The following is a 24,687-nucleotide window of genomic DNA, read 5'->3' on the forward strand; positions in this document are numbered from 1 at the left end:
CCCTTTGCCCGCATGGGAAAAGGGACCAGGAGATTCAAGAAATGAAGAGTATCAAGACCGTAGGCGTGGTGGGCGCCGGCGCGATGGGCCGCGGCATTGCACAGATCGCCGCCCAGGCGGGACTCGAAGTGCTGCTGTTCGATTTGAACGTGGACGCCGTGGCGGCGGCTCGTGAGAATCTGCGCGAGGTATGGGACAAGCTGGCTGCCAAAGGCAAGATCACGCAGGATTTCGCGGCCGACTCCCTGGCACGCGTCGTCGCATGCGGCAACCTGCAGGACATGGGCCGCGCCGACCTCGTCGTCGAAGCCGTGGTCGAACGCCTGGACGTCAAATGCGATCTCTTCCGCCAGCTCGAATCCATCGTCAGCGATGATTGCATCCTGGCGTCCAATACGTCTTCCTTGTCCATCACGTCCATTGCCCAGGCCTGCGAGCGGCCGGGGCGCGTGGCCGGCTACCATTTTTTCAATCCCGTTCCGCTCATGAAGGTCGTCGAGATCATCGACGGCCTGCGTTCGGATCCGGAAACCGGCGATGCACTGATGGCGCTCGCCCGCGAAATGGGCCACACGCCTGTTCGCGCCAAGGATATGCCCGGTTTCATCGTGAACCATGCCGGGCGCGGGATGAACATCGAAGGGCTGAAGACGGCGCAGGAATCCGTCGCGCCTTTTTACCAGCTCGATGCCATCATGCGCGAGCAGGCTGGATTCCGGATGGGGCCGTTCGAACTCCTGGATCTTACCGGGCTCGATGTCTCGCATCCCGTAATGGAATCGATCTACGGGCAGTTCTACGACGAACCCCGTTTCCGGCCGTCTCCCATCACCGCGGTCCGCTATGCCGGCAAGATGCTGGGCCGCAAGACCAGCCTGGGGTTCTACGCCTACCCCGAGGGGCAAAAACAAGTTCCGGCGGAGCCGCCGGTTCCCGCCGCAGCGCAGGGCTTGAAGGTCTGGCTGGCGCCGTACCACTCCGTGGGGCATAAGAGGGCGGCTGCATTGCTCAAGGAGCTGGGCGCCGACGTGGTTGCCGCAGAAGCGCCTCCCGCGAATGCACTGATCGTCGTGACGCCTTATGGCGAGGATACCGCCAGCATCGTGGGCGCGCATCAGCTCGATGGCGAACGCACTGTGGCGCTCGACACATTCTTCGGGCTCGAGCAGGGCAGGCGGCGTGTGGTGATGTGTTCGGCGGCCACGCAGCCCAAGTGGCGCGATGCGGCTCATGCGCTGTTTGCCGGCGATGGCACTGCCGTCTCGGTCATCAACGATTCAGCCGGCTTCGTCGCACAGCGCATCGTCGCCACCATCGTCAATGTCGCCAGCGACATTGCGCAGCAGTCCATTGCAACGCCCGCCGACATCGATCGTGCGGTCTCGCTGGGACTGGGCTACCCGAAGGGCGGGCCATTGGCCATGGGCGACGGCCTGGGCGCCGCCCATGTGCTCGAAATCCTGCGCACTATGCTGCGCGTGACCGGAGACATGCGCTACCGGCCCAGCCCCTGGCTGCAGCGCCGGGTACAGCTGGGATTGTCCTTGTTGGCTGAACCGGCCTGCGTGGCGCGCTGACGGGCGAAAAAGGGTCAGGCCCAGCGCATATCAGGGGTCAGACCCGATGGGTCTGACCCCACTTCCCATCCCGCTCGGGGTCAGACCCCGTACGGGGTCTGACCCCTCTGATCCTTTACCCGATAACCAGCGCCTCTCCCAGCTCGGCCAAATCCCCGCCTGCCGTCAAGATCCTCCAGGCATTCTGCGCCCCGCGCTCGCCCAGCAGACGTTCGGCGTTGCCCATGAACTTGCGTTCGATGGCGTCTTCGCCGGCCGGCCTTTCCGCGCTGCCGGCCACCTGTTCGATGTAGCGGTGAAAACGCCGGCCGTCTTCGAGAACCACGGTCAGGTCTGCGTCGAATTTCTCCGGAAAGGGACTTTCCGGCCGGGATTCCCACTGGATACGCTGCGACAGCGCCACCGCGTTTTCGTCGATCCGTTCTCCCGTCATTGCGTCCAGGTCTATCGGTTTTCCTGACAGTATCCTGGCCAGGCAATAGGGCAGGCTGTACTTGGCTTCGTTGGTCGAGCGGGGCGACTGCTTTGCCGTCCAGGGTTCGCAGATGACCAGCGAAGCGCCCGGGGCGACTTTGCAGAGCACGCTGTCAACGGCCGGCGCGGCGCCGGCTTCCGCCAGGATGGACTCGGCGGCTTCCAGATAAGGGTGTATGTAGTGGCAGCAGGGATAGAGCTTGAAGGCCGCATCGAGCAGCCGCCACTCCGCGCCCAGGCTGTCGAGCAGCCCGGCCATTGCTGCGCCCGCGGCGCCGTCGTCCGCATAGGCATTGAAGAGTCCGAAGCGGCCCTCCAGCACGGTTTCCGGCCCCGTCATGCCGCCCTGCGCAAGATCGGCCGCCCACAGGCCCGAGTGCGCGGCCCAGCCAGGGTGCAAGGCCTTCACGTTGGAACCATTGCTCAAGAATTCAAAGATGCCGCCGGCCTGGCTGCCGGCGATCCCCGCTGCCGCCACGGTCTGTTCCAGCGGCAAGCCCTTGGCCACTGCGGCCAGGAGGGCGGCCACGGGCGCGCCGCCGACCGATGTCACTTGAAACCCGCGCCGCTGAAAGCCGCCGGGACTGGCCTGGCCCAGGCGCACCAGAATCTCCCAGCCCGCCACGACCAGCCGCGTGAGGCTTTCCAGGGTGCCAGAGCGGGCTTGCGACGCGGCAAGCGCGGCGGGCACGATGACCGAGCTGCCGTGCACGATGGATCCCATGTGCGTGTCGTCGAACTCGAGCGAATGCATGGACGTGCCGTTCATCAGCGCGGCAATGGCGGGTGGCCAGGTGCCGGCAAGGCCCAGTGCCGTCGCGGGGCCGGCGGCGGGATGGCTGGTTCGCAGTGTTTCCAACAGGCGCCGATGCTTAGCCACGCTGGCGGCCGCCAGGCCGACGCCGATGGCATCGGCAAGATGCAGGCGTGCCAGATGGAGCACGTCGCCAGGAACGGCCGCGCCAACGAGTTCATGGGCAAAGTGCGCCGCGCGGGCGCTGAGCGAGCGCGGATCGGCCTTGGTCATGGGTGTGCTTCTCCCAAGTGATCGGCGGCGTGCTGGCCTGCCAGATAGCCCAGGCCGATAGCCGTCAACAGACCGTTGCCCGAGGCGTAGCCACCGGCTCCGGCTTTTCCGCTGATGCCTGCGGCTGCGCCGCCGCCTGCGTACAGCCCGGGTATCGGGGCGCCATCGGCCTGCAGGACGCGGCCATGGTCGTCAACGGCGAGGCCGCCCTGGGTGTGGAACAGCCCGGGCGATACTCGGCACATCCACAACTTGCCTTCCAACGGCGCCAGGTTGAATTTCTTCCGCTGATGCGAGTCCGGCGCCTTGCCGGCGGCGGCTTCGTTGTAATCGGCCAGTGTGCGCTCGAAGCGGTCGGCGGGAATCTTGAAGGCGGCTGCCAGTTCGGCCGGATCCTCGCTGTGGCGGATCCCGCCATACTCCACGAGTTCGCGGAACTCATCCTCTTTGCTGGCGATGCTCTTGATGCGATCGTCGAACACCGCGAACACCGGCGAGTTCTGTGCCAGAACGATGCGCGCATAGGCCGAGTAGCCCAGGTCCTCGTTGCCGAAGCGTTCCCCCCGGTCATTGACCAGGATGCCGCCTTTTTCTATGGTGGTCCAGGACAGCAGCGACCCGTGCGGATAGACGACGGCGGCATAGCCTTGATACGCCTGCATGTTGGCCAGCGAGGCGTTCAATTGTTCGCCCCATACTATGGCTTCGCCCTCGCTTCCCAGCGCGCCAAAATATTCGGCGCCCGCGATCTCCTGGCAATACTTCTGGACCAGCTTCCGGTTGGCGCCGAATCCATTAGAGGCGAGGATGACGCTTTTGACGCCTATCCGGCTGGTCTCGACGCCGTCCCCGCTGACCTCGCCCGCAGGCTGTGTTGCAGCCAGGTGCGCTCCAGCCCGGCGCCGATGCAGATCACGCGCGAACGTGGATCGGAGTCGGGCCATTCGGACAGATACTGGGGCGGGTGGAAGAATTCGCCCACGCCTTGAATGAAGGCATAGGGCTGGGAGGGGTCGGCAACGCGCAGCAGGCCCTTGCATCGCAAAAGGTCTTTGCCGTAGCGGTGCACGAGCATGTGCCACCAGGCGGCGACGCCGGGCCAGTGCACCGGATCATCGACGTAGAAGCTTTCGGTCCGTATGCGCTGGTGGTAAGCCTGGGCTTTGCCCAGATACGCGCCGTCTTTGTCGGCGTTGGCGGAAGCCGGACCGGCCTGCTTGGCCAGGGTCCGGAACGCGGCCAGCTGGCCTTGTGCCGGAAAGAGGCCTGCGGCGGATTTGCCGGCCAGGGCCTCCGCCCGTGCGTGCTGTTGCGCTGAGGAGGCGCCACGCAGCAGCAGGTTTTCGACCCCGGCGCCAGCAGCGGCTTCCACGCATTCCGCGAGGGGATTGATCTGCCGGATGGCGTCATGGACGCGCATGCATTGTTCGGCGCCGGCCAGATCGGTTTTGGTGATGATGGCGAGTTCGGCAGCTGCGATCTGGCGCGCGGATTCGGGGTGTCTTTGTATCTGGTCAATGCCGTTCACCGCGTCCACCGTGACGACGACCTGGCTGAGATGGACCACGTCGGTCAGGGCCTTGTCGCCGATCAGGCTGTGCAGGATGGGCAGGGGCTCTGCCAGACCGGTGGTTTCGATGACGATGCGCGCAAGCGGATAGCCGTTCTGGCGGCTCTTGGAAATGAGATCCAGCAGGGTTTCTCGCAGCGTGCCTGTCAGTGTGCAGCACAAACACCCGGATTCCAGCAATAGGAGGTTTTCGGCCACTTCGGCCAGGACGAGCTGATCGATGCCGATGTCGCCGACCTCGTTGACCACGACGGCCGTGCCCCTTGCTTGCGGACTGCGCAGAAAGGCATTGAGCAGCGTGGTCTTGCCGCTGCCCAGGAAGCCTGTCAGAAGGATGCACTCGATGGCCGGCATATGAAGACGCTCTCCTCTTATATTGTGCCGATGTTTGTTACGCTGTACGATATCAGTTAACGCTGTTTAAAACAATGATATTTCTGTTTCGATGGAGATAATCAGGGTTTCTTCTAATAAAACGTTTGGCGGACCAATTTGTTGGCGGCCGGCCTGTACTGGATAATCAACGCATGGACGAAAACGAAGAACTGAATGCCATCATGTCGGGCGCGGGCATCACCGCCTTGGCGGAAAAGCCCAAGAAGCTCAACTCGGTAGAGGCGGTAAAGGTGGCCGTGCGCATCATGGACGAACTTGCGCTGGCGCACCGGTCCATGGGCGTCACGGAACTGGCGGATGCGCTGGGGGAAACCAAGCCGCGCATACATCGGCACTTGTCCACGCTGAAAGAGATGGGATTGATCGAGCAGGACAACCTGACGGATCGCTACCGCCTTGGCTGGCGCGTGTTCCAGCTGGGCGAGGCCGCCGGCACTCAGTTCGATCTACGCTCACGCGCGGAACCGTATCTGTTGCGGGTCCGCGATGCGCTGCGCGAGACCGCCGTGCTGGCCGTGCCCATCAATTGCCAGCCCATGGTGATATCCACGGCGGACAATATCTACGCAAGAATCTGCATCAGCGTGAAGCCCGGCAATCGTCCTTTGCCTCATTGTTCCGCTGTGGGGCGCGTCGCCTTGGCGTTTTCCAAGCCTGCGCAACAGCAAGAGCTGCTTGCGGGTCCCCTCGTTGCCGAAACGGAAAGGTCTTTGGTCGACAAGGACGAATTGCGCGAGCGCTTGCTTCTCATCCGCGAACAGATGTATGACGTCTGCGACAGCGAAATGCTCTTGGGCGTGAATACGGTGGCTGTGCCGATTTTTCGAGATGGCGACCGCTTGGCCGGCATTCTTGCCATCGTCGGCTCCATCCAGCACATTCCCTGCCCCCCGCAGCGCCAGCAGGTCGAGGTGCTGCAGGAATGCGCCGCCGAGCTTTCCGCGCAATTGTCGGGCACGGCCTACGAACTCTGGAACGTACGCAAACAGGCGCGGCAGCGCATGGCCGAACTACGCTGACGGTGTCTTGGGGACAGACCCCGCATGGGGTCTGTCCCCTTAGCTTTGGGGTCAGACCCCATGCGGGGTCCGACCCTTGTCGCAGGATCGTTGTGGGTTGGGGGTCAGACCCCGTACGGGGTCTGACCCCTGGAAAGCAAAAAAGCCAGGCATTGCCTGGCTTTTCTTCGAGTGCCGCAGATTTACTTGACTGCGTGAACCATGTATTCCACGGCGGCTTTGATTTCGGCATCGCTGGCTTGAGACCCGCCGCGCGGCGGCATGGCGCCCTTGCCGTTGATGGCGATGGCCATCATGGCGTCCATGCCTTGGGCTATCAGGGGTGCCCATGCGTCTTTGTCACCCAGCTTGGGGGCGTTGGCAACGCCTGTGGTATGGCAAGCAAAACAGACGGTCTTGTAGAGCTGTTCGCCTGCGGGGTCTATGCTGGCGGATTCGGCTGCGGGCGCGGCAGGCGCTGCGGCGGCCGGTGCTTCGGCTGCGGGTGCCGGAGCAGGCGCCGCTGCCTGGGCGGGAGCGGCGGCTTGTGCCGGGGCGGCGGGAGCGGCTGCAGCTTGTGCCGCAGCGGGCTTGCCGTCGGCAGCCGCTTGCTGGCCGTCGCCTGCAGGTTCTTTGGGCTCGTCGAACGAAGCGCCGGACTGGTTTGCAATGTAGACCACTGCGCGCTCGACTTCAAAGTCGCTCAGCGACGGGTTGCCACCCTTGGGCGGCATGGCGCCTACGCCATGAATGGCCTTTTGAACCAGCTCTTCATATCCTTTGGCGATGTACGGTGCCCAGGCATTCTTGTCACCCATCTTGGGTGCGCCTGCTACACCGGCCGCGTGGCAGGCGGTACAGGTGGATTCGTACACCTGCTGCCCGGTCTTGACGACCTTGGGCGCATTGGCATCGACGAGGTGGAACCCGGCTACAGGCTTGATTCGCGATGCGATGGCTTCGTCTGTCTGGGCATCGGAACCCGCGCCAAGCTGCGAGGATGTGGAAACAAGGTTGACCAGCAGAAGGATGACGACGACCGGTACGATGAAAGCCAGGATTACGGTTACGATCAGCTGTTTGGGCGTTTTGATGAGGCCCTCGTGCTCCTCGATGGTCTCTTCGACGTGTTCTTCAGTGTTGTTCATAATCGAATCCTGCGTGTTCCTATGCTGAGGGCGCCAAGGCCTGATGAATTCTGCGTGATGTCTTGGGTACAAAAAGGGTGGCGCATGCAATAGCATGCATTCTCGTCCCCTTCTGAATCTGCGATTATAACGACACTACCGGCAGAGTGCATATAGACAGGGTATTCCCTCCTTGAAAACGGCGCGAAGCCTTGCGCGGCGCGGGTTTAGAACATTTCCTGTAAACACGCTACAATGATGGCCCCGCGCCCGTAGTTCAATGGATAGAATGAGAGTTTCCGAAGCTCTTGATACAGGTTCGATTCCTGTCGGGCGCGCCAAATTCATCCGGGGTCAGGCCCCGCATGGGGTCTGACCCTTCCTCAGATTCCTTCCAGGCCAGGGGTCAGACCCCGTACGGGGTCTGACCCCATGTCTAGCCTTTCATAGCTCACAGCCTCCCGCACAAATTCACGATCGCTTCACGCAGCCAGCGATGCGCAATGTCATTGTCGGCAGACTGATGCCATATCAAATACACGGGAAACTCCGGCGTACGTACCGGCGGCGGCTATACCTTGCTTCTTTCTCGTCCCGGCTCGCAAGCCATACTTCCCGCCATTGCGCCTACCAGCACCAAATACAAATGGAGCGATTTCACTCCCATCGCCCTGCTGGAACTCAATCCTTACGGCTGCTATGTCAAGGGCGACTCCGCCTACAAGACGTTCAAGGATCTTGAAACGGCCTTGCGCACCAAGGGAGCCACCTTGAACTACGGTACCGCCGGCGCCCTGACGACCAACGACATGGGGCCGCGCCTGTTGTTCGATGTCCTCAAGCTTGAGGGCAAGCCGCCTACTCAGATTCCCTACAAGGGCACCGGCGATGCGACCGCAGCCTTGCTGGCGGGGCAAATCGATTTTTCCTGCAGCAGCATCGGGCCGGCGCACGGGTTGATCAAGGCGGGCAACCTGCGCGCGCTGTTCGTTACGACGCCCGAGCGCCTGGCATCCCTGCCCGACGTGCCCACTGCCAAAGAGTTGGGGCTGGGCAAGATGGAGCAGATTACGGGCTGGAGCGGGATATCCGGGCCGCCCGACATGCCGCCGGCGCTCGTCGAGCGCATCTGGGCGCTGGTCCAGAAGACTGGTCAAGACGAGACCTGGCAGCGGGCGACTTCGAACGCGGGGTCGGTTCCTTTCGTCAAAGGGCCTGCCGATGCCAAGGCCTTCACCCAGGGGCAGTTCCAGATCTATCGCGAACTCGGAGAGTCGCTGAGTATCGTCGACAAGAGCAAATGAGAAGGAGGGGTCAGACCCCGTACGGGGTCTGACCCCAAAAATAGTTCGTTACAGTTTAGGCGGATTGTGTTCTCATACACACTTTAGCTCCTTCGTGGCACGGTTCCTCAGATGAACGTCCAGACGCTGAAGTTTCGCCTCATTGCGCTCAGCATCGTGCTGATTGCGCTGGCCTCGGGCACGCGCTATTTTCTGGCATTGCCGTTCATGCAGGAACAGTTCCGGGATCAGATCGAAGAGCGTCAATTGTCGATCGCCTCGTATGTTGCACGCGATGTCGAACGCAACATTGCCGAACGCAAGCAATTGGCCGGGTATCTGAGCGAACACATCCCTTTGACGCTGCTTGACCGCCCCCGGGAGTTGTCGAACTGGCTTGAAGAGCGTCAGCAACTGACTTTGCTGTTCGATGCCGGCCTTACGGTTCTTGACGGCTCCGGTCGCGTGCTGGCTGCGGGGTCCTCCACGCCGGTGCTGCCGCCTGATTTCGACGCGGGTCCTGAATGGTCCGAGACACTGCGGTCGGTGGGCGGCGCGATCGTCAGCCGACCGTTTTCCGCAGGCCCGAAAGACGAAGCGATGCTGGTTGTGACGGCGCCCATACTTGATGCGAAGGGCGGGCTGATCGCCGCGGTCTCCGGTGCGGCCAGGCTCGGCTCGCCATTTTTTCTGCAGCCCCTGCAAGAGCGCCGCGTGGGTGAAAGTGGCGGCTTGCTGGTGATTTCTCCGGAAGACGGCGTCTATGTTGGGGCAAGCGACCCCGGACTCGTCATGAAAGCCTTGCCGGCGCCAGGCGCCCATGCGCTGTTCGATCGGGCCGTTCCCGGATTCCGCGGGGCGGATATCGTGATCAATGAGCGGGGACAGGAAGAACTCGCGGCCATGGTCGGAGTGCCCGACAGCGCCTGGTTCGTCGTCGCCCGCATGGCCGCCGACGAAGCATTCGGAACATTCAGGAAACTGGGTGGATTCGTGATACAAGGCACGGCGATCACTTTGTTCATCGTCATCGCCGCTCTTCTTTTTCTTCTTCCTCGGGTACTGCGTCCATTGACGGATACCGCTCGCGCCATGCGCGAGATGGCGGACGGCCGCCGTGAACTGGCCGCCTTGCCTGTCAGGCGCAGCGATGAGGTCGGCAATGTGGTACTGGGCTTCAATCACTTGCTGGACCGGCTGCGGGAGCAGGAAGAAGCGCTTCGCAAGAGCGAGGCGCACATGTCGTTTCTGGCCCACCACGATTCGCTCACGGGTGTCTGCAATCGCCAGATGCTTGAAAAACGGTTGGATGCGGCGATGAAAAAGGCGGATGGCGAGCGATCCAGCTTCGCGCTGCTGTTTTGCGATCTGGATTGTCTCAAGACGATCAATGACGTGCACGGCCACGGCGCGGGCGACGCCGTACTGATCCAAGTCGCCCAGCGGCTGTCCCAGGGACGCGGCCCGGGCGATACCGTGGCACGTCTGGGCGGCGATGAGTTCGTCGTGCTGCTGACGGATCTGCACGAGCCGCGCGATGATGCGCTTCGTCAGGCACGGGCATGTCTGGCGGGGATTTCGGATCCGTGCAGGGTAGGTGAAAAGAGCCTGGCGCTGAACGCATCCATCGGCATTGCGCTGTATAACGGCGGCGGCAGCCCCATATCCGGCGCGCAGTTGATCATGCAGGCGGATAGCGCCATGTATCAAGTCAAAAAATCGGGCAAGAACGGAATTTGTTTCGCTGGCGATGGCGGCGGCATCCTGCTGGAAGGATCGCATGGGCCCATGGCCGTCAACGGCTGAAAAACGGGGGGTCGGACCCCATTCGGGGTCCGACCCCTCTTCGACGGTGTGAGGGTCAGACCCCGTACGGGGTCCGACCCTTGGTCCAGGGCTGGGGTCAGACCCCTCATGGGGTCTGACCCCCTCCGGCGTTCCGGATCCTTACTTCAGCACTGCTTCCAGCGCGATGTCGAGCGTGACTTCGTCGCCTACTGCCGGAGCAAACTTGCCGGCGTTGAATTCGCTGCGCTTGATGACGGCGGTCGCGTTGGCGCCGATGGCGTCTTTCTTGAGCATGGGATGAGGCTTGTTGGCAAACGACGTGATGGTCAACGTCACGGGCTTGGTGATCCCCTTGATGGTCAGCTCGCCATCGACGCTGACGGGCTTGTCGCCGTCGAACTTCACGCTTGATGACTTGAAGGTGGCGGTCGGATGGGCACCGGTATCCAGGAAGTCCGCGCCCTGGATGTGGCCGTTGAACGCCTCGACGCCGGTATCGACGGATTTCATGTCGATCGTGACGTCAACCTGCGCAGTCTTGGCTTCCTTGTCGAAAACCACTTCGCCCGTCGTTTTGTTGAACCGCAGGATCTGCTTGGACATGCCCATGTGGTCGTATGAGAAACGCGGGAAAGTATGCGTGGAGTCGATCACATAGGTTTGTGGCGCGGCAACGGCTGTGCCGGCGACCAGGGTGGCGAAGGAGGCTGCGAGCAATGTTTTTTTCATATCCTTGTCCTTGTATGGAGTAAGTGAAACGATCGGGCCTTGGCGGGCCCGGCGACGAGGGACTGCGCCGGCCTTAAGGCTTGGCGACTACATGGAACTTGATCTGGATTTCGTTGGCGACAATGCTGAAGTCGCCCCAACTGCCTTCTCCGACGCTGAAGTCGGCGCGCTTGAAGCCGAAGGCGCCGTCGAAAATGGCGTTACCGCCTTCTTCCTTGAAGGTGAAGGGGGCGCTGACTTCTTGGGATTTGCCCTTGATGGTCAGTGTGCCGCTGACCTGGTAGCGGTTGTCGCCCAGCGCTTCGACCTTGCCGGAAGTGAACGACGCCATGGGGTGCGCGCCGGTGTCCAGCCATTCGGTCTTGCCCAGCTCGGCATTGGCTTCTTCGTAGCCGGCGTCGATGCTCGACAGCGGAATGTGCGCAACAACGCGCGCCGCTTCGGGCGCCGCCGGGTCAAACTGGAACTCGGGGATCTCGAGCTTATTGAAGCCGCCTTCCATTCCCACGCTCATCTGGCTGTAGGCGAAGGTGACCTTGCTGGCGGCGGTATCCACTTGTTGATACTGGGCGGCGCCCGCGTTGCCGGCGGCTGCGAACGCCATGGCGGCCGCAATAGCGCCATGGCGCAGGTAAGGAATCGTCATTTGAGGCTCCGTTCGTTGAGGTTCTGGCTATTGCGGCTTACTTGGCAGCCCAGGGCAGCATGCGGGACAGCACGTCGTCCCGGTCGATGAAGTGATGCTTCAGGGCGGCCGCCACGTGGGCTATGACCGCGCAAAGCAGTGTGTAGTTCAATACGATGTGGACGTCTTGCAGCAGAACACCCAGCGCTTTGTCCCGCGCCACGAGATCGGGCAGCGGCATGACGCCGAACCAGACCACCTGGAAGCCCTGGGCCGAGCTCATGAGCCACCCCGAAATGGGAATGGCCAGCATCAAGGCATAAAGCGCCCAGTGCGCGACATGGGCAAGTTGCCGCATCCCTGCGGGCATGGTTTCGGGCAGCGCCGGCGGGCGGTGCGTTACGCGCCAGGCCAGGCGGCACAGCACCAGGAAAAAGATGCTCACCCCAGCCCATTTATGCCAGGAATAAAGCTTGAGCTTGTTGGGGGAAAGGGCCAGGTCGCTCATGTATACGCCGAGCGCGAAGGTGCCGATGAGACTCAATGCAATGAGCCAATGCAGGGAGATTGCCGTGAGGTTGTAGCGATGTTTCATGCCGGTAGTTCGAATAGTCAACGCCTGGGCATGCCAGGCTCCGCGAGATGGCGAAATTATATTGACTATGAAATTGCTTGATAAGTTCCCTTGTCAGGCCACATTGTCCCAGTATTAGGACAATGTGGCCGCGCCGAAGCGCGGGGAGCAGCGCTGCTACAGCGCGGCGTGATAGCGCGCTACATAGCTCGAGAAGTCTTCCCGGTCGCCGGCTTCCAGCGCTTCTTGCGCTTCGAACGATTCGAGAGCCAACTTCTGGTATTCGCCTGCTTCTCCGGCGTCGAGCGGCGCGGCGCGCAACGCTTCATGGTGCGCCCGGCTCAGATCGAGCATGAAGTCGTGCAGGCTCGAACCCTGGTCGCGCAGTCGCTCCAGCAACTGTGCGGACGGCGTCAGGCTGGCATCCTTGGTCTTGCGGACCTGGGCCGCCAGGGCGTCCGCGTACAGCGTTCCGCCGTTGGCGTCATCGAGCAGCCGGGCGTAGGGCGCGATGCCTTCCATCAGTTCGGCGCTCCATTCTTCGATGCTGACCGGCTTGTTACGGCGTATCAGCGTGAGGCCGGGCTTGCGGCCTTGCGTGACCACGTCGCCGAAATTGTCGTGGCTGTCGCGGCAAAAACCATTATTGGGAAACATGGCGCTTTCTTCGACTGCGCAAAACAGCAGGAAGGCGTCCATGAACCGGCTGGTTTCCGCAGAGATCCCGATGGGCGAATCGTGGTCGATGTCGAGACAGCGGACTTCGATGTATTGGACGCCGCGATTGCGCAGGGCGGTCGCCGGGCGCTCTCCGCGTCCCGTGGCCCGCTTGGGCCGGATGTTCGAGTAGTACTCGTTCTCGATTTGCAGGATGTTGGTGTTCAGTTGTACCCATTCGCCGTTGCGATGCGTGCCGATGGCCTGGTAGGCCGGCCACGGTGTCGTGACGGCGGTGTGCATGCGGCTCAGGAAGGTTTCCAGATCGTTATAGCAAAGCTGCAGGTCGGACTGCGCCTTGTTCTGGTAGCCCAGATCGCTCATGCGCAAGCTGGTTGCATGAGGAAGGTAAAGCGTGTCGCGGCTGAATTCCTGCAAAGGATGGGGGCGGCCGCGCAAGAAGCTTTTGGATACCGCGGGCGAGGCGCCGAATAAATACATCAGCAGCCAGGAATAGCGGGTGAAGTTGCGAATGAGCGCGAGGTAGCCCTTGGATGCTTTATCCGTCGGCGTCGTGCCCTCGAAGCCCAGAAGGTCCCAGGCATCGGCCGGCAGGGAGTAGTTATAGTGGACGCCGGCGATGCATTGCATGGTCTTGCCATATCGTTCCGCCAGCCCGCGCCGGTACACATGCTTCAACATGCCGCTGTTCGAGGAGCCGTACCATGCGATGGGGATATCGGCCTCGGCCGGCAGCTCAGCCGGCATGGAATGGTTCCAGATCAGCTCGCCATCGAGGTGCTGCGCCACATAGCGATGCGTGAGTTCGAGCTCGCCGAGCAGGCTTTCGGTACTATTGTGCGTGGCGGTGATGAGTTCCAGCAGAGCTTCGGAGTAATCCGTTGTAATGCGCGGATGTGTCAGCGCCGAGCCCAGCGGCCGGGGATGCGGTGTTGCCGCCAGCATGCCCCGCTGGTCGACACGCAGCCCTTCTTTTTCGATACCCCGCAGTATGCCTTTGAGTATGGACTGGTTTCGGCCGAGCAAAGCATGGCGAGGTTCACTGGGATTCATTGGGGCGCATCTTTTAAATAAGTTCTTGTCGTTGGCGATTTTACCTGAGGTGTGGTCGTGGTACGTATCCTATTGATATGCTTGATGACGGTGGTGCTGGCAGGGTGCTCGCCCAGCTACAACTGGCGCGAAACGCCGGTGGCGGATGGCGCCGTCAAGGCTTTTTTCCCGGACAAGCCGACGACCCAGGAACGAGATCTCGAATTCAACGGCCATCGGCTGGTATTCAGCATGACCAGCGCGTCGGTCGGCAGCGGAATGTTCACCGTGGCGTATGCAAGCCTGCCGGCGGGCGTCGCGGAGGATGCGGCAGCGCGCGCAGACTTTGCCCAGGCCGTCATGCGGTCTCTTTACCGGAGTCTTGGCGCCACGGAACCGGATCCGCTTCCGGCCTTTGGCGAACCCTTCGTCATCGATGGAAAGTCCTCAAAGGGTGCCCTCCGGCTGAAGGGCAAGGTGTGGTTGACGGAACAGGCGCTGGTCGAAGGCCTGGTCACGGCTGTTCCCGATGAGTTCCCTGAGCCGGAAGCCGATGAATTCCTGCGAGGCGTGGCAGTGGCGCGTTAGGAAGGCAAAGCATGCCGGCTTGCAGGGCGACGGTGATGGCGGCTTGCCTACCATGGACACCGAGTTTCTTGCAGGCATTTTGAATGTGAAAATTGACGGTGCGCTCCGTCAGCCCCAGTATCATGCCCACCTCCCAGCTCGTCTTGCCTTGAGCAGCCCACTGCAGGCAAGACAGCTCCCTTTTGGTCAACGGCTTCATGCGCTTCCCTCTGTCGCGAGTCTGTATTGATTACATTTTTTCATCGAATGTATCAACTTTTGACGTGCTCGCCAACTCACCGCGGATAAATGCAACCTTGACGGCGGAAGGGGCGCTTTCCGCAGCGGTGGAGCGGGGTGGTAATATATCGATTCTGTCAGAGCGCCGATTTGCTTGATCTGCTTGCGGGCGCCTCATAAATCCAGCTAAAGAGGTCCACATGGCCGAACTATTCTTACCTGAAACACCCTCTGCTGCATCTCCCCTTGCCACTGCCGAAGAGCCCGCGATTCCGCGCGGTTCCGTGGGTGTCGTGTCACCGCAGCGCATCGCCTTCAATGAACCCCTTTCGCTGACCAGCGGCCAGGTCCTGCCGCGCTACGAGCTTGCAGTCGAAACCTATGGCTCGCTCAATGCCGAACGCAGCAACGCGGTGCTGATCTGCCACGCGCTGAATGCGTCGCATCATGTGGCGGGCATATCGGCCGACAATCCGAAAGACATTGGTTGGTGGGACAACATGGTGGGGCCCGGCAAGGCAGTCGATACCGACCGTTATTTCGTCATCGGCGTGAACAACCTGGGGTCTTGCTTCGGCTCCACCGGCCCCGCAAGCGTCAATCCCGATACCGGCCAGCCCTGGGGGGCGGCGTTTCCCGTCCTCACCGTCGAAGACTGGGTACGCGCCCAGGCACGTCTTGCCGACCATTTCGGCATCGAGCGCTTTGCGGCCGTCATGGGCGGGTCGCTGGGCGGCATGCAGGCGCTGAGCTGGGCCATCACCTGCCCGGACCGTGTCGGGCACTGTATCGTCATCGCCAGCACACCGCGTCTCTCGGCACAGAACATCGGCTTCAACGAAGTGGCTCGCCGGTCCATCATCAGCGACCCGGATTTCCATGGCGGCGATTACTACGCGCACGGCACCGTGCCACGCCATGGCCTGTCCGTGGCCCGCATGGTCGGGCATATCACCTACCTGTCCGATGACGACATGGCCACCAAGTTCGGCCGGACACAGCGGGCACCGGCCGACAACGGCGAATTCCACTACGGATACGACGTGGAATTCGAGGTCGAATCCTATCTGCGCTACCAGGGCGAGAAGTTTTCGACGTATTTCGATGCCAACACCTATTTGCTGATTACCCGCGCCCTGGATTATTTCGATCCGTCGCGCAATCATGGGGGCGACCTGGCCCGCGCGCTGCAAAGCGCCACGGCCGATTTCCTGCTGGTATCGTTCACGACCGATTGGCGTTTTCCGCCCGAGCGCTCCCGGGAAATCGTCCGTGCCCTGCTGAAGAACAATCGGGCCGTCACTTATGCGGAAATCGATGCGCCGCACGGCCATGATGCTTTCCTGCTGGACGATGCCCGATACCACGCGGTGGTGCAGGGCTATTACGATCGGATCGCCGCCAAGCTGGGTCTGGGTGAACGCAAGCAGATCAACGGGGTGTTGGCGTGAAGACAGCAGTGGCACCCAAGCACGTCCGCCCGGACCTCAAACGCATCGCGAGCTGGATAGACCCGGAAAGCAGGGTGCTGGATCTCGGCTGCGGCGACGGCACTTTGCTGGCCTACCTGCAAAACAACAAGAACGTCGTGGGGGCAGGGGTCGAGCTCAACGACGAGCAGGTGATCGCGGCCGTGCGGCGCGGCGTGCAAGTCATCCAGCAGAATCTGGAAGAAGGGCTGGCCATGTTCGACGACAAGCAGTTCGACACCGTCGTCCTGTCGCGTACCCTGCAGTCCATGCACAATACCGAGCACATCCTGCGCGAAATGACCAGGGTTGCGCGGTACGGCATCGTCTCTTTTCCCAATTTCGGATACTGGCCTCACGGATGGTCCATCCTGCGCGGCCGCATGCCCGTAACGGGGGAAATGCCCTACCAGTGGTTCGATACGCCCAATATCCATCTGTGCACGCTGAAGGACTTCGAAGACCTTGCCGCCGCGCTGCAATTGCGCATCACGCATTTGGCGACCTTCAACGGAAACAAAGAAGTTAAACTCTTCCCGGGCTGGCGCAGCACCTTGGCCGTATACCGGTTCGAGTCCCCGCCCGTTTCCCCGCAATCCTAGGTATCCATCTTCGCAACCATGTCCAGCGTTTATGCCAGCCGTCGCGTTTTTCCTTTACTGATATTGGGTTTCGCGAGCGGCTTGCCTTTGGCGCTGACGAGCGGCACGCTGCAGGCCTGGGCCACGGTCGACAATATATCTTTGCAGAGCATCGGCTTTCTGACGCTGATCGGTACCGCCTACACGCTGAAGTTTCTGTGGGCGCCGCTGGTTGACCGTTATGCGCCGCCGCTGCTTGGCAGACGCCGCGGCTGGATGTTCCTGACGCAGCTCTTGCTGGCTGCCGCCATTGCGGGCATGGGCCTGTTTTCTCCGTCCGGCAATCTGGGCATGCTGGCCGCGCTGGCGGTGCTTGTGGCGTTTCTTTCGGCAACCCAGGACATTGCGTTCGACGCCTACAGCACCGATGTCCTGCGCAGCGAGGAGCGCGCCGCCGGCGCAGCGGTCAAAGTGCTGGGCTATCGGCTCGCCATGATCGTATCCGGCGGGCTGGCGCTGGTTCTCGCTGACCAATGGTTGGGCTGGCACAATATGTATTTCCTCATGGGTGCCTTCATGGTGGTGTGCGCCGTGGCCACCTTCCTGGCTCCCGAGCCGGAAATCATTGCGGCCGCGCCGCGTTCGCTGGCCGTCGCCGTCGTCGAGCCCTTGCGCGAATTCTTCAGCCGCCGGGGCGCCATCACCATTTTGCTGCTCATCGTGCTGTACAAGCTGGGCGACGCATTCGCGGGCGCATTGTCGACCACCTTCCTGATACGCGGCGCGGGGTTCAGCGTTTCCGAAGTGGGTTCCATCAACAAGGTGTTCGGCCTGGCGGCCACCATCATCGGCGCGCTCGCCGGCGGCGCGCTCATGGCCAGGCTGGGCCTGTATCGCTCGCTCATGCTGTTCGGCCTGCTGCAGGCGGTTTCCAACTTTGGCTACTGGGTGCTGGCGGTGGCGCCGCCCCATCTGTATTTCATGGCCCTGGTGGTCGCCATCGAGAATCTGTGCGGAGGCCTGGGCACCGCTGCCTTCGTGGCGCTGCTCATGGGCTTGTGCAGGCGGGAGTTTTCCGCAACGCAATTTGCCTTGCTGTCGGCCCTGTCGGCAGTGGGGCGCACCTATCTGGCCGGGCCTTTCACGCCGCCTCTGGTGGAGTCGATGGGATGGCCCGGATTCTTCGTCCTGACCGTCCTCATCGCCTTGCCCGGCCTGGTTCTGCTGCGCCTGCGGCGCGATGAAATCCATGCGCTGGATGCGCGCGACGGCGTCTGATCACGGCCTCAATGGCCCGATGTCTTGGAAAACACCTGCATGACCAGCACGCCGGCGATGATCAGCGCGATGCCCAGCAGCGCCGGGGCGTCCAGCCGCTGCTTGAACAGAAAGAAGCCCACGATGGACACCAGGACGATGCCGACCCCCGACCAGATGGCATAGGCCACTCCCACGGGGATGCTGCGAAGCGTCTGCGCCAGCATGAAAAAAGCCAGGCCGTAGCCGGCGACCACGATGATCGAAGGAATCAGTCGGGTAAAGCCTTCGGATGCCTTGAGCGCGGTGGTGGCGACGACTTCGGCAATGATGGCGATGGATAGATAGAGCCAGCTCATTTGGCGCTCAGGCGCTCCAGTGCGCGGGTTGCTGCAATGTGTTGGGGAACGGGGAGCCCAACGCTGCTGGTCGCGAGGGAAATCTGCGTACCCTGCGCGCTTCCCAGGGCGGTGTAGTCGCGCCCGGGTTCAAACACTCTTTGGATCAGCGAACCGATCTCCGAATCGGAAAGCGTGGTTCCCGTCAACAGCAGTGCGGCCGTGGCAATGGTCTTGACGTCTTGTTCCTGGCCCGCATACGTGCCCCGCACGATCGTGTACGGAAAATACCCGGCCCGGGCACCCGACAGGTTTGCGATTGCTTCGTTCGACAGGGGCAGCAGCTTGAGCCGCATGTCTTTTTGCGCGTCCCGCACGCTGTCGGCCGGTGTGCCGATGACTTGCAGCACCGCATCCACCTCGTTGTTCTGCAAGGCCAGCAGGGCTGCGCTGATGCTCAACGCCCTGGCGTCGATGTCCTCCGGCCGCAGTCCGTGGGCTTCGAGCACGCGCAGCGCCGTGGTGCGCGACGCCGCGCCGGTTTCTCCTACGGCAATCCGCTTGCCGCGCAGACCGGCAACCGATTCCGGGCCGTCGGCGGCGCGCACCAGCACATGCATGGGTTCCGGGTACAGGCTGGCGATGGCTCGAAGCGATGCATGCGGCCCATCGTTGCTGAAGGGGCCGCTGCCCTGATAGGCATCCAGCGCCGCGTCACCTTGCGCCACGATCAGGGAAACCTTGCCCGCTCGCAGAAGCCGCAGGTTTTCTTCACCCCCGCGGGTGATCAGCGGGACGACCCGCGAGTCGCGGTCGCCGAACAATGCGCGCGCCACGCGCAGGTACTGCCCGTGCTCGGCGCCGGCGGCAATGGCATAGCCATCGGAGACCCTGGCGAGCCGTGCCCGTATGCTTGCGTGCGCCGCGGTCAATTCTTCTTCGATGGCGGCATACTCCGCCGGGGAAGTGTTGCGCGGGAAAGCGTCCACGACCTTGCGTATCGTTGAAAGTATGGCGCCCGCTCCCTCGTTCTGGCCGGTGACGACGCCTGGAGCAACCGGAGGCAGATAGCCGGCGGGTACCACGAGCTCCCACGCATCACCGTTCTGCCGGTATCGTGCGGTGCCGTGCGCCGTGATCACATCGCCGGCCTTGTTGCCGCCCGTGATGATGCCTTCTACGCCTTTGGGGCCGGCGCCCAGCGCCGAAATCAGGCCCGCGATACCGGGCGCGTTCCAGGCACCGAAATCGATGTCGCGATTGAGCTTGAGCGACACGTCGAAATAAACGATGCGGCGGCTTTCTCCATCAGGCGATTTGGTATCCACTTGGGAACCGCGGCGATGCAGGCTTTCCACCTCGGCGAAGCCTGCCGGCAATGCCAGTTCAAGCCGCTCGTGCACATCGGCTTTCAAGGCGTCCGTGTCGGGCCCGGCCGTGCAGGCGGCAAGGAAAACAAGAAGCAGCGATGTCAGGAAGGCGCGCATCGTCAGCCTCCGATGAAAGGCAGCGCGAGCATGCCCGTAAGCACGAAGGCGTTCATGATGTCGACGAAGAAGGCGCCGGCCAGCGGCGCAATGAGATTGCTGGTGGGCGCGGGACCATGCCGTGACGTGATTGCCTGCATGTTCGCCATGGCAGTGGCGGTGGAACCCATATTGAAGCCGATGAACGCGGCGGAAGTGACGGCGGCTTCGTAGTCGCGCCCCATGAAGCGAAAGCATACGAAGACGACATAGAGGAAGATCAGTACGACCTGGGCCAGGATGATCAGAAGGAAGGGCCCGGCCGAAAGCGCGACCTCGACCAGATCGAGCGTCATCATCGTCATGACCAGGAACAGCGAGAGGCTGACGTTGGAGATGAGGTCGGCGGCCCGGTCATCGAACTCTACACCGGCGAACGGAAGCAGGTTGCGGATGGCGATGCCGATCAGCATGCACCACAGGAATCCGGGAATCGTTATGGTGCCGCCGGCGAAAAAGTCGGCCAGCCATTGCCCGAGTATCACCGCCGTGAAGATGCCGGCCAGGGCGCCCAGAGTCGAAACGGTGCCGAGCGGTGCGGGCGCTTCGACGAATCGATGATCTTCGTTGGAGGCCTCTGCGTTTGAGCGCAATTTATACCGATTGATCAGGAACTGAGCGATCGGCCCGCCGATGATGCCGCCGACGATGAGTCCGATGGTGGCGACGGTCATGGTCAGGTCCATGACCATTTGAAGATTGTTGACTTCGGCAAAGCGGCCGGCGTAGGCGGCACCGGTGCCGTGGCCGCCGACCAGCGTGATCGACCCCGCGACCAATCCGAAAATGGGATGCAGGTCCTGCAGCATCGCAATGCTTACCCCGACGATGTTCTGCAGCACGATGAAGGGCAGCAGGACGATCAGGAATATGATCAGCGCCTTGCCGCCGCGCTTGAGTAGGCGCAAGTCGGCGCAAAGCCCCACGCCGCTGAAGAACATGAGCAGGAAAAGCGGCTTGATGGGCTGGTCGAAGGTGATCCGGAAGTCGGCCGTGGCGAGCAGCAGGGAGGACAGGACCGCAAAGATGAGTCCGCCGGTGATCGGGTCGGGAATGTTGTAGCGGGACAGCCATGAAACTTTACGATTGACCAGCGTGCCGATGAGGAGCATGCCGATGGCGGCCAGTAGTGATACAAGGGGGTCTAGGCTCATGGAGGTGTCTTTGTTCCGCATCGCGATGCCGTGCCGGGAACGATACACCGAGCCGGTGGTTTCCGCCAAGTTGGCGGCGAGGCGGCTGCAGCCCTTTGGCTTGTTGGCGCGTCGGCATCCTGATCAGCGATTCGCTTCGGCCTTGCGACGCATCGGCGGGGACGCAGGCGGCCGTGCCGCAAAAATGCGTGCGCCGGCCACGCAGCCTACGACTGCAATAGTGGCCGCCAGCATGGCACGACTGACGGGCTCCCCCAGCAGCGCGGCGGCAAGCGCCAAGCCCATGAAAGGCTGCAGCAGTTGAAGCTGGCTGACGGCGGCGATGCCGCCCTGCGCCAGGCCCCGGTACCAGAAGAAGAAGCCGATCAGCATGCTGAACAAAGAAACGTATACCAGCCCGGTCCAGGCCGGCAGGCCGATGGATCCCCATTCGCCGGGCAGCGTGGCCAGGCAGAGCGCACCCATGATGGGCAGCGACAAGGCGAGAGCCCAGGAAATGACTTCCCACCCGCCGATGCGGCGCGACAGGCGCCCGCCTTCGGCATAGCCATAACCGCAGGCGACGATGGCCGCGAACATATAGAGGTCGCCCACGGACGACCCGCCGGCATCCTGGGCGAGCGCGAATGCAAGCACGCAGGAGCTGCCCAGGACCGCGAAGAGCCAGAACGCGGGATGCGGCCGCTCTTGACCGAGCAGTGCCCCGAACAGGGCCGTGGCCAGAGGCAGCAGGCCGATGAACACCACCGAGCGCGCGGCGGTGATGTGCTCCAGCGCAAGCGCCGTAAAGAGGGGAAAGCCCAGTACCACGCCGAGCGCGACCAGGCACAGGCTTGCCAGGTCGCGGCCGGACGGTCGCTTGGCGCGGGCGAAGCGCAGCAGCGCCAACGCCAGCATGCCGGCGATGGTTGCGCGCGCCGCCGTCAGGAAGACTGGATCGAAGTCGGCCACGGCCACCCTTGTCGCCGGCAGCGAGCCGCTGAATATGATTACGCCCAGAAGCCCGTTGAGCCAGCCTTTCGATGTGTCTTTCATGATTGATTCCAGATTGCCCTGGCCATATGATGCGCCGGAACGCGCGCGCTCGACCAGATACGCATCAGTACAATTCATATAAACTGTACGGGTACATTGTCAAATACAGTCGTTCCAGGAGGCAAGGCATCGATGCAGGCCGAGACGCTCACCGCCAAGGTAATGGGCGAAATCCATCAGCGCATCGCCGCGCGCCAATTGGCCACCGGCGCGAAACTGCCTTCGATCCGGGCGTGCGCGCAGGCGCTGGGCGTTTCCAAGTCCACCGTCGTCGAAGCCTATGATCGTCTGGCCGCCGAAGGCACTATTTCCTCTCGCAGGGGGGCGGGATTCTACGTCGCGGCACCCGCGCCGCCGCTGGCGCTCGGCAGCATTGGCCCGCGCCTGGATCGCGAGCTCGACCCCTTATGGGTGGCCCGCCAGGCGCTCGATTCCGACGGCACATTGCTCAAGCCGGGCTGCGGATGGCTGCCGCCGGCCTGGATGCCTCACGAGAACATGCGGCGCGCCTTGCGCGCCATTTCCCGTTCGGACTCCGCCGCGCTGGCCGATTACGATACGCCCCTGGGTTTTGCGCCCCTGCGAACCCTGCTGTCCCGGCGACTGCAGGAAAACGCAATCCCAGCCGCTCCTGAGCAGATCCTGCTTACGGACTGCGGCACGCATTCCCTGGATCTCATTTGCAGATTTCTGCTCGAGTCGGGCGACACGGTGCTGGTGGACGACCCGTGCTACTTCAATTTCCACGCATTGCTCCGGGCTCATCACGTCAAAGTGGTGGGGGTTTCGTATACGCCGTCGGGGCCGGATATCGAACAGTTTTCGCGGGCGCTTGCCGAGCACCGCCCGCGCCTGTACCTGACCAACTCCGCCTTGCACAATCCCACCGGCGCCGTGCTGTCGCCCTTGGCGGCGCATCGGGTCCTGAAGCTGGCCGAGCAGTACGACGTGACCATCATCGAAGACGACATCTTCGCGGATTTCGAGACCGAGCCCACGCCGCGTCTGGCGGCCTTCGATGGGCTGGGACGGGTCGTTCATGTTGGCAGCTTCTCGAAAACCTTGTCGGCCGCTGCGCGTTGCGGATACATTGCAGCGCGTCCGGACTGGATAGAGGCCTTGGCGGATCTCAAGATCGCGACCACGTTCGGCGGCAACCGGCTGTCGGCGGAACTGGTCTGCCGGATGCTCAAGGATGGCAGCTATCGGCGGCATGTCGAGGGCTTGCGGACGCGCCTGGCGCACGCAATGGGGCCGGTCGTCGACAAGCTGGCGGCCTTGGGCATACGCCCCTGGCTGCTGCCGCGCGGCGGCATGTTCTTGTGGTGCCGCCTTCCCAAGGGCGTCGATGCGGCCGAGCTGAGCCGGCGCGCGCTGGAGCGCGGCGTCGTGCTCGCGCCGGGCAATGTGTTCAGCTTGTCCGGATCGGCGGGCGCCTTTCTGCGGTTCAATATCGCGCAGTCGGGCGACCCGCGGCTTTTCAGTGTGCTTGCGGAACTGCTTGGGCCGTGATGTCGTCCAGCGCGTCGGCCAGCAAGCCGACAGTACGATCGGGATGATGCAGCTTGTCGAGACCGAAGAGCCCGATGCGGAAGGTCTTGAATCCGGCGGGTTCGTCGCATTGCAGGGGCACGCCGGCAGCGGCTTGCAGCCCGGCTGATGCAAACTTCTTGGCCGACTGGATTTCGTCGTCGTCGGTGTAGCTGACGACGACGCCGGGCGCTTCAAAGCCCGGGGCTGCAACGCTTTTGAATCCTTTTTCGCGCAGGAGCGCGCGCACCCGATCACCCAGCTGTTGCTGTTCGTCGCGTACTTTATCGAAGCCGTAGGCCTCGGTTTCGGCCATGACGTCCCGCAAAATGGCCAGCGCGTCGGTAGGCATGGTGGCGTGGTAGGCAAAGCCGCCTTGCTCGTAGGCTTCCATGATCTGCAGCCACTTGCGCAGGTCGCAGGCGAAGCTGGTGCTGACGGTATTGTCGATTGCCTTGCGGGCCTGCGGGCTGAGCATGACCAGTCCGCAGCACGCGGAGGCGGTCCAGCCTTTTTGCGGAGCGCTGATCAGCACGTCGACGCCGGTGGCCTGCATATCGACCCAGATCGTGCCCGATGCGATGCAGTCCAGCACGAACAAACCGCCTTCCGCATGCACTGCGTCTGCGACGCGCCGCAGGTAGTCGTTGGGCAGCATGATGCCCGATGCGGTTTCAACGTGGGGGGCGAAGACGACAGCCGGTTTTTCGGCCTTGATGGCGGCGACGACCTCGTCGATCGGAGGCGGCGCAAAGGCGGCCTGGGATCCGCTTTCGATGGTACGGGCCTTGAGGACCGTGGTGGAGGAGGGTATGCCGCCCATATCGAAGATTTGGCTCCAGCGGAAGCTGAACCAGCCGTTGCGGATGACCAGGCAAGGTTTGTTCGTTGCGAACTGGCGCGCGACGGCTTCCATGCCGAAGGTGCCGCTGCCGGGCACGATAATGGCGGCGTGAGCGTTGTACACCTTTTTGAGGGTATGGGAAATGTCTTTCATGACGCCCTGGAACGCCTGCGACATGTGGTTCAGCGCCCTGTCTGTATAGACGACCGAGTATTCCAGCAGCCCGTCGGGATCGGTATTGGGAAGTAGGCTTGGCACGTTTGCCTCC

Annotated in this window: 23 protein-coding genes and 1 tRNA gene; 10 read left to right on the forward strand and 14 right to left on the reverse strand. The window is 62.5% G+C overall.

Going from position 1 to position 24,687, the window contains the following annotated elements:
- Positions 1 to 41: 41 nt before the first annotated feature.
- Positions 42 to 1,577, forward strand: coding sequence for a 3-hydroxyacyl-CoA dehydrogenase (locus ACSBPU_RS03480; RefSeq protein ID WP_442595627.1), 1,536 nt, complete (start codon positions 42 to 44; stop codon positions 1,575 to 1,577).
- Positions 1,578 to 1,692: 115 nt separating this feature from the next.
- Here ACSBPU_RS03480 and ACSBPU_RS03485 read toward each other — a convergent pair whose 3' ends face one another.
- From ACSBPU_RS03485 to ACSBPU_RS03495, 3 genes are read right to left on the reverse strand one after another with little or no spacing between them, the layout of a single operon-like run.
- Positions 1,693 to 3,078, reverse strand: a complete 1,386-nt coding sequence (locus ACSBPU_RS03485; protein ID WP_442595629.1) for an MmgE/PrpD family protein — start codon at positions 3,076 to 3,078, stop codon at positions 1,693 to 1,695.
- The gene (locus ACSBPU_RS03490) at positions 3,075 to 3,989 is read right to left on the reverse strand and encodes an FAD-binding protein (RefSeq protein WP_442598534.1); all 915 of its coding nucleotides are present in this window, start codon (positions 3,987 to 3,989) and stop codon (positions 3,075 to 3,077) included. Before ACSBPU_RS03490 ends, ACSBPU_RS03485 begins: the two co-directional genes overlap by 4 nt.
- A complete protein-coding gene (locus ACSBPU_RS03495; protein WP_442595632.1) occupies positions 3,902 to 5,002 on the reverse strand; it encodes a CobW family GTP-binding protein in 1,101 nt (366 codons plus the stop codon). The genes ACSBPU_RS03490 and ACSBPU_RS03495 overlap by 88 nt, the downstream gene beginning before the upstream one ends.
- A 173-nt stretch (positions 5,003 to 5,175) precedes the next feature.
- Here ACSBPU_RS03495 and ACSBPU_RS03500 point away from each other — a divergent pair, with 173 nt between their 5' ends.
- Positions 5,176 to 6,063, forward strand: coding sequence for an IclR family transcriptional regulator (locus ACSBPU_RS03500; protein WP_442595634.1), 888 nt, complete (start codon positions 5,176 to 5,178; stop codon positions 6,061 to 6,063).
- Positions 6,064 to 6,245: 182 nt separating this feature from the next.
- Here ACSBPU_RS03500 and ACSBPU_RS03505 read toward each other — a convergent pair whose 3' ends face one another.
- Complete coding sequence (locus tag ACSBPU_RS03505; protein WP_442595636.1) at positions 6,246 to 7,190, reverse strand: c-type cytochrome; 945 nt, start codon at positions 7,188 to 7,190, stop codon at positions 6,246 to 6,248.
- Positions 7,191 to 7,435: 245 nt separating this feature from the next.
- On the opposite strand from ACSBPU_RS03505, the gene ACSBPU_RS03510 reads away from it, so the two are divergent.
- From ACSBPU_RS03510 to ACSBPU_RS03520, 3 genes are all read left to right on the forward strand, one after another.
- Positions 7,436 to 7,510: transfer RNA gene (locus ACSBPU_RS03510), tRNA-Arg, on the forward strand.
- A gap of 237 nt (positions 7,511 to 7,747) precedes the next feature.
- Complete coding sequence (locus ACSBPU_RS03515) at positions 7,748 to 8,473, forward strand: tripartite tricarboxylate transporter substrate binding protein (RefSeq protein ID WP_442595638.1); 726 nt, start codon at positions 7,748 to 7,750, stop codon at positions 8,471 to 8,473.
- A 111-nt stretch (positions 8,474 to 8,584) separates the two neighbouring features.
- The gene (locus ACSBPU_RS03520) at positions 8,585 to 10,258 is read left to right on the forward strand and encodes a diguanylate cyclase domain-containing protein (RefSeq protein ID WP_442595640.1); all 1,674 of its coding nucleotides are present in this window, start codon (positions 8,585 to 8,587) and stop codon (positions 10,256 to 10,258) included.
- A 141-nt stretch (positions 10,259 to 10,399) separates the two neighbouring features.
- Here ACSBPU_RS03520 and ACSBPU_RS03525 read toward each other — a convergent pair whose 3' ends face one another.
- The 4 genes from ACSBPU_RS03525 to gshA all read right to left on the reverse strand — a co-directional run bounded on the left by ACSBPU_RS03525 (position 10,400) and on the right by gshA (position 13,899).
- Positions 10,400 to 10,969 carry a YceI family protein gene (locus tag ACSBPU_RS03525; protein ID WP_180065930.1) on the reverse strand — a complete coding sequence of 190 codons (570 nt, stop codon included), beginning with the start codon at positions 10,967 to 10,969 and terminating at the stop codon, positions 10,400 to 10,402.
- A gap of 73 nt (positions 10,970 to 11,042) precedes the next feature.
- On the reverse strand, positions 11,043 to 11,615 hold the full coding sequence (locus ACSBPU_RS03530) for a YceI family protein (protein ID WP_442595643.1): 573 nt from the start codon (positions 11,613 to 11,615) through the stop codon (positions 11,043 to 11,045).
- Between the two features lie 37 nt (positions 11,616 to 11,652).
- Positions 11,653 to 12,189 carry a cytochrome b gene (locus ACSBPU_RS03535; RefSeq protein WP_442595645.1) on the reverse strand — a complete coding sequence of 179 codons (537 nt, stop codon included), beginning with the start codon at positions 12,187 to 12,189 and terminating at the stop codon, positions 11,653 to 11,655.
- Between the two features lie 156 nt (positions 12,190 to 12,345).
- A complete protein-coding gene (gene gshA / locus ACSBPU_RS03540) occupies positions 12,346 to 13,899 on the reverse strand; it encodes a glutamate--cysteine ligase (RefSeq protein ID WP_442595647.1) in 1,554 nt (517 codons plus the stop codon).
- A gap of 57 nt (positions 13,900 to 13,956) precedes the next feature.
- Here gshA and ACSBPU_RS03545 point away from each other — a divergent pair, with 57 nt between their 5' ends.
- A complete protein-coding gene (locus ACSBPU_RS03545; RefSeq protein ID WP_442595649.1) occupies positions 13,957 to 14,466 on the forward strand; it encodes a hypothetical protein in 510 nt (169 codons plus the stop codon).
- On the opposite strand, the gene ACSBPU_RS03550 is transcribed toward ACSBPU_RS03545, so the two are convergent.
- Positions 14,393 to 14,665, reverse strand: a complete 273-nt coding sequence (locus ACSBPU_RS03550; protein ID WP_180065920.1) for a LuxR C-terminal-related transcriptional regulator — start codon at positions 14,663 to 14,665, stop codon at positions 14,393 to 14,395. The two genes, ACSBPU_RS03545 and ACSBPU_RS03550, sit on opposite strands and share 74 nt — an antisense overlap.
- 220 nt (positions 14,666 to 14,885) lie before the next feature.
- On the opposite strand from ACSBPU_RS03550, the gene metX reads away from it, so the two are divergent.
- The 3 genes from metX to ACSBPU_RS03565 are packed head-to-tail and all read left to right on the forward strand — an operon-like array spanning position 14,886 to position 18,013.
- The gene (metX, locus tag ACSBPU_RS03555) at positions 14,886 to 16,136 is read left to right on the forward strand and encodes a homoserine O-succinyltransferase MetX (protein ID WP_442595652.1); all 1,251 of its coding nucleotides are present in this window, start codon (positions 14,886 to 14,888) and stop codon (positions 16,134 to 16,136) included.
- A gap of 8 nt (positions 16,137 to 16,144) precedes the next feature.
- On the forward strand, positions 16,145 to 16,756 hold the full coding sequence (gene metW / locus ACSBPU_RS03560) for a methionine biosynthesis protein MetW (protein WP_442595654.1): 612 nt from the start codon (positions 16,145 to 16,147) through the stop codon (positions 16,754 to 16,756).
- A gap of 18 nt (positions 16,757 to 16,774) precedes the next feature.
- Positions 16,775 to 18,013 (forward strand): muropeptide transporter, encoded by a 1,239-nt coding sequence (locus ACSBPU_RS03565; protein WP_442595656.1) that lies wholly within the window; start codon positions 16,775 to 16,777, stop codon positions 18,011 to 18,013.
- A gap of 8 nt (positions 18,014 to 18,021) precedes the next feature.
- Here the strand turns inward: ACSBPU_RS03565 and ACSBPU_RS03570 are convergent, their stop codons facing one another.
- From ACSBPU_RS03570 to ACSBPU_RS03585, 4 genes are all read right to left on the reverse strand, one after another.
- Positions 18,022 to 18,351: an SMR family transporter gene (locus ACSBPU_RS03570; RefSeq protein ID WP_180065913.1), complete on the reverse strand. Its 330-nt coding sequence runs from the start codon at positions 18,349 to 18,351 to the stop codon at positions 18,022 to 18,024.
- Positions 18,348 to 19,817 carry a TAXI family TRAP transporter solute-binding subunit gene (locus tag ACSBPU_RS03575; RefSeq protein WP_442595658.1) on the reverse strand — a complete coding sequence of 490 codons (1,470 nt, stop codon included), beginning with the start codon at positions 19,815 to 19,817 and terminating at the stop codon, positions 18,348 to 18,350. The genes ACSBPU_RS03570 and ACSBPU_RS03575 overlap by 4 nt, the downstream gene beginning before the upstream one ends.
- A 2-nt stretch (positions 19,818 to 19,819) precedes the next feature.
- On the reverse strand, positions 19,820 to 21,010 hold the full coding sequence (gene gltS / locus ACSBPU_RS03580; protein WP_442595660.1) for a sodium/glutamate symporter: 1,191 nt from the start codon (positions 21,008 to 21,010) through the stop codon (positions 19,820 to 19,822).
- Positions 21,011 to 21,133: 123 nt separating this feature from the next.
- Positions 21,134 to 22,045, reverse strand: a complete 912-nt coding sequence (locus tag ACSBPU_RS03585) for a DMT family transporter (protein ID WP_442595662.1) — start codon at positions 22,043 to 22,045, stop codon at positions 21,134 to 21,136.
- Between the two features lie 132 nt (positions 22,046 to 22,177).
- On the opposite strand from ACSBPU_RS03585, the gene ACSBPU_RS03590 reads away from it, so the two are divergent.
- Entirely contained in the window at positions 22,178 to 23,557 is a 1,380-nt protein-coding gene (locus ACSBPU_RS03590) for an aminotransferase-like domain-containing protein (protein ID WP_442595664.1), read from the forward strand.
- Here the strand turns inward: ACSBPU_RS03590 and ACSBPU_RS03595 are convergent.
- Complete coding sequence (locus ACSBPU_RS03595; RefSeq protein ID WP_442595666.1) at positions 23,526 to 24,677, reverse strand: aminotransferase class V-fold PLP-dependent enzyme; 1,152 nt, start codon at positions 24,675 to 24,677, stop codon at positions 23,526 to 23,528. The two genes, ACSBPU_RS03590 and ACSBPU_RS03595, sit on opposite strands and share 32 nt — an antisense overlap.
- Between the last annotated feature and the right edge of the window lie 10 nt (positions 24,678 to 24,687).

Origin of the sequence: Parapusillimonas sp. JC17, from assembly GCF_052180245.1 — a bacterium.
Taxonomy (GTDB): Bacteria; Pseudomonadota; Gammaproteobacteria; order Burkholderiales; family Burkholderiaceae_B; genus Parapusillimonas.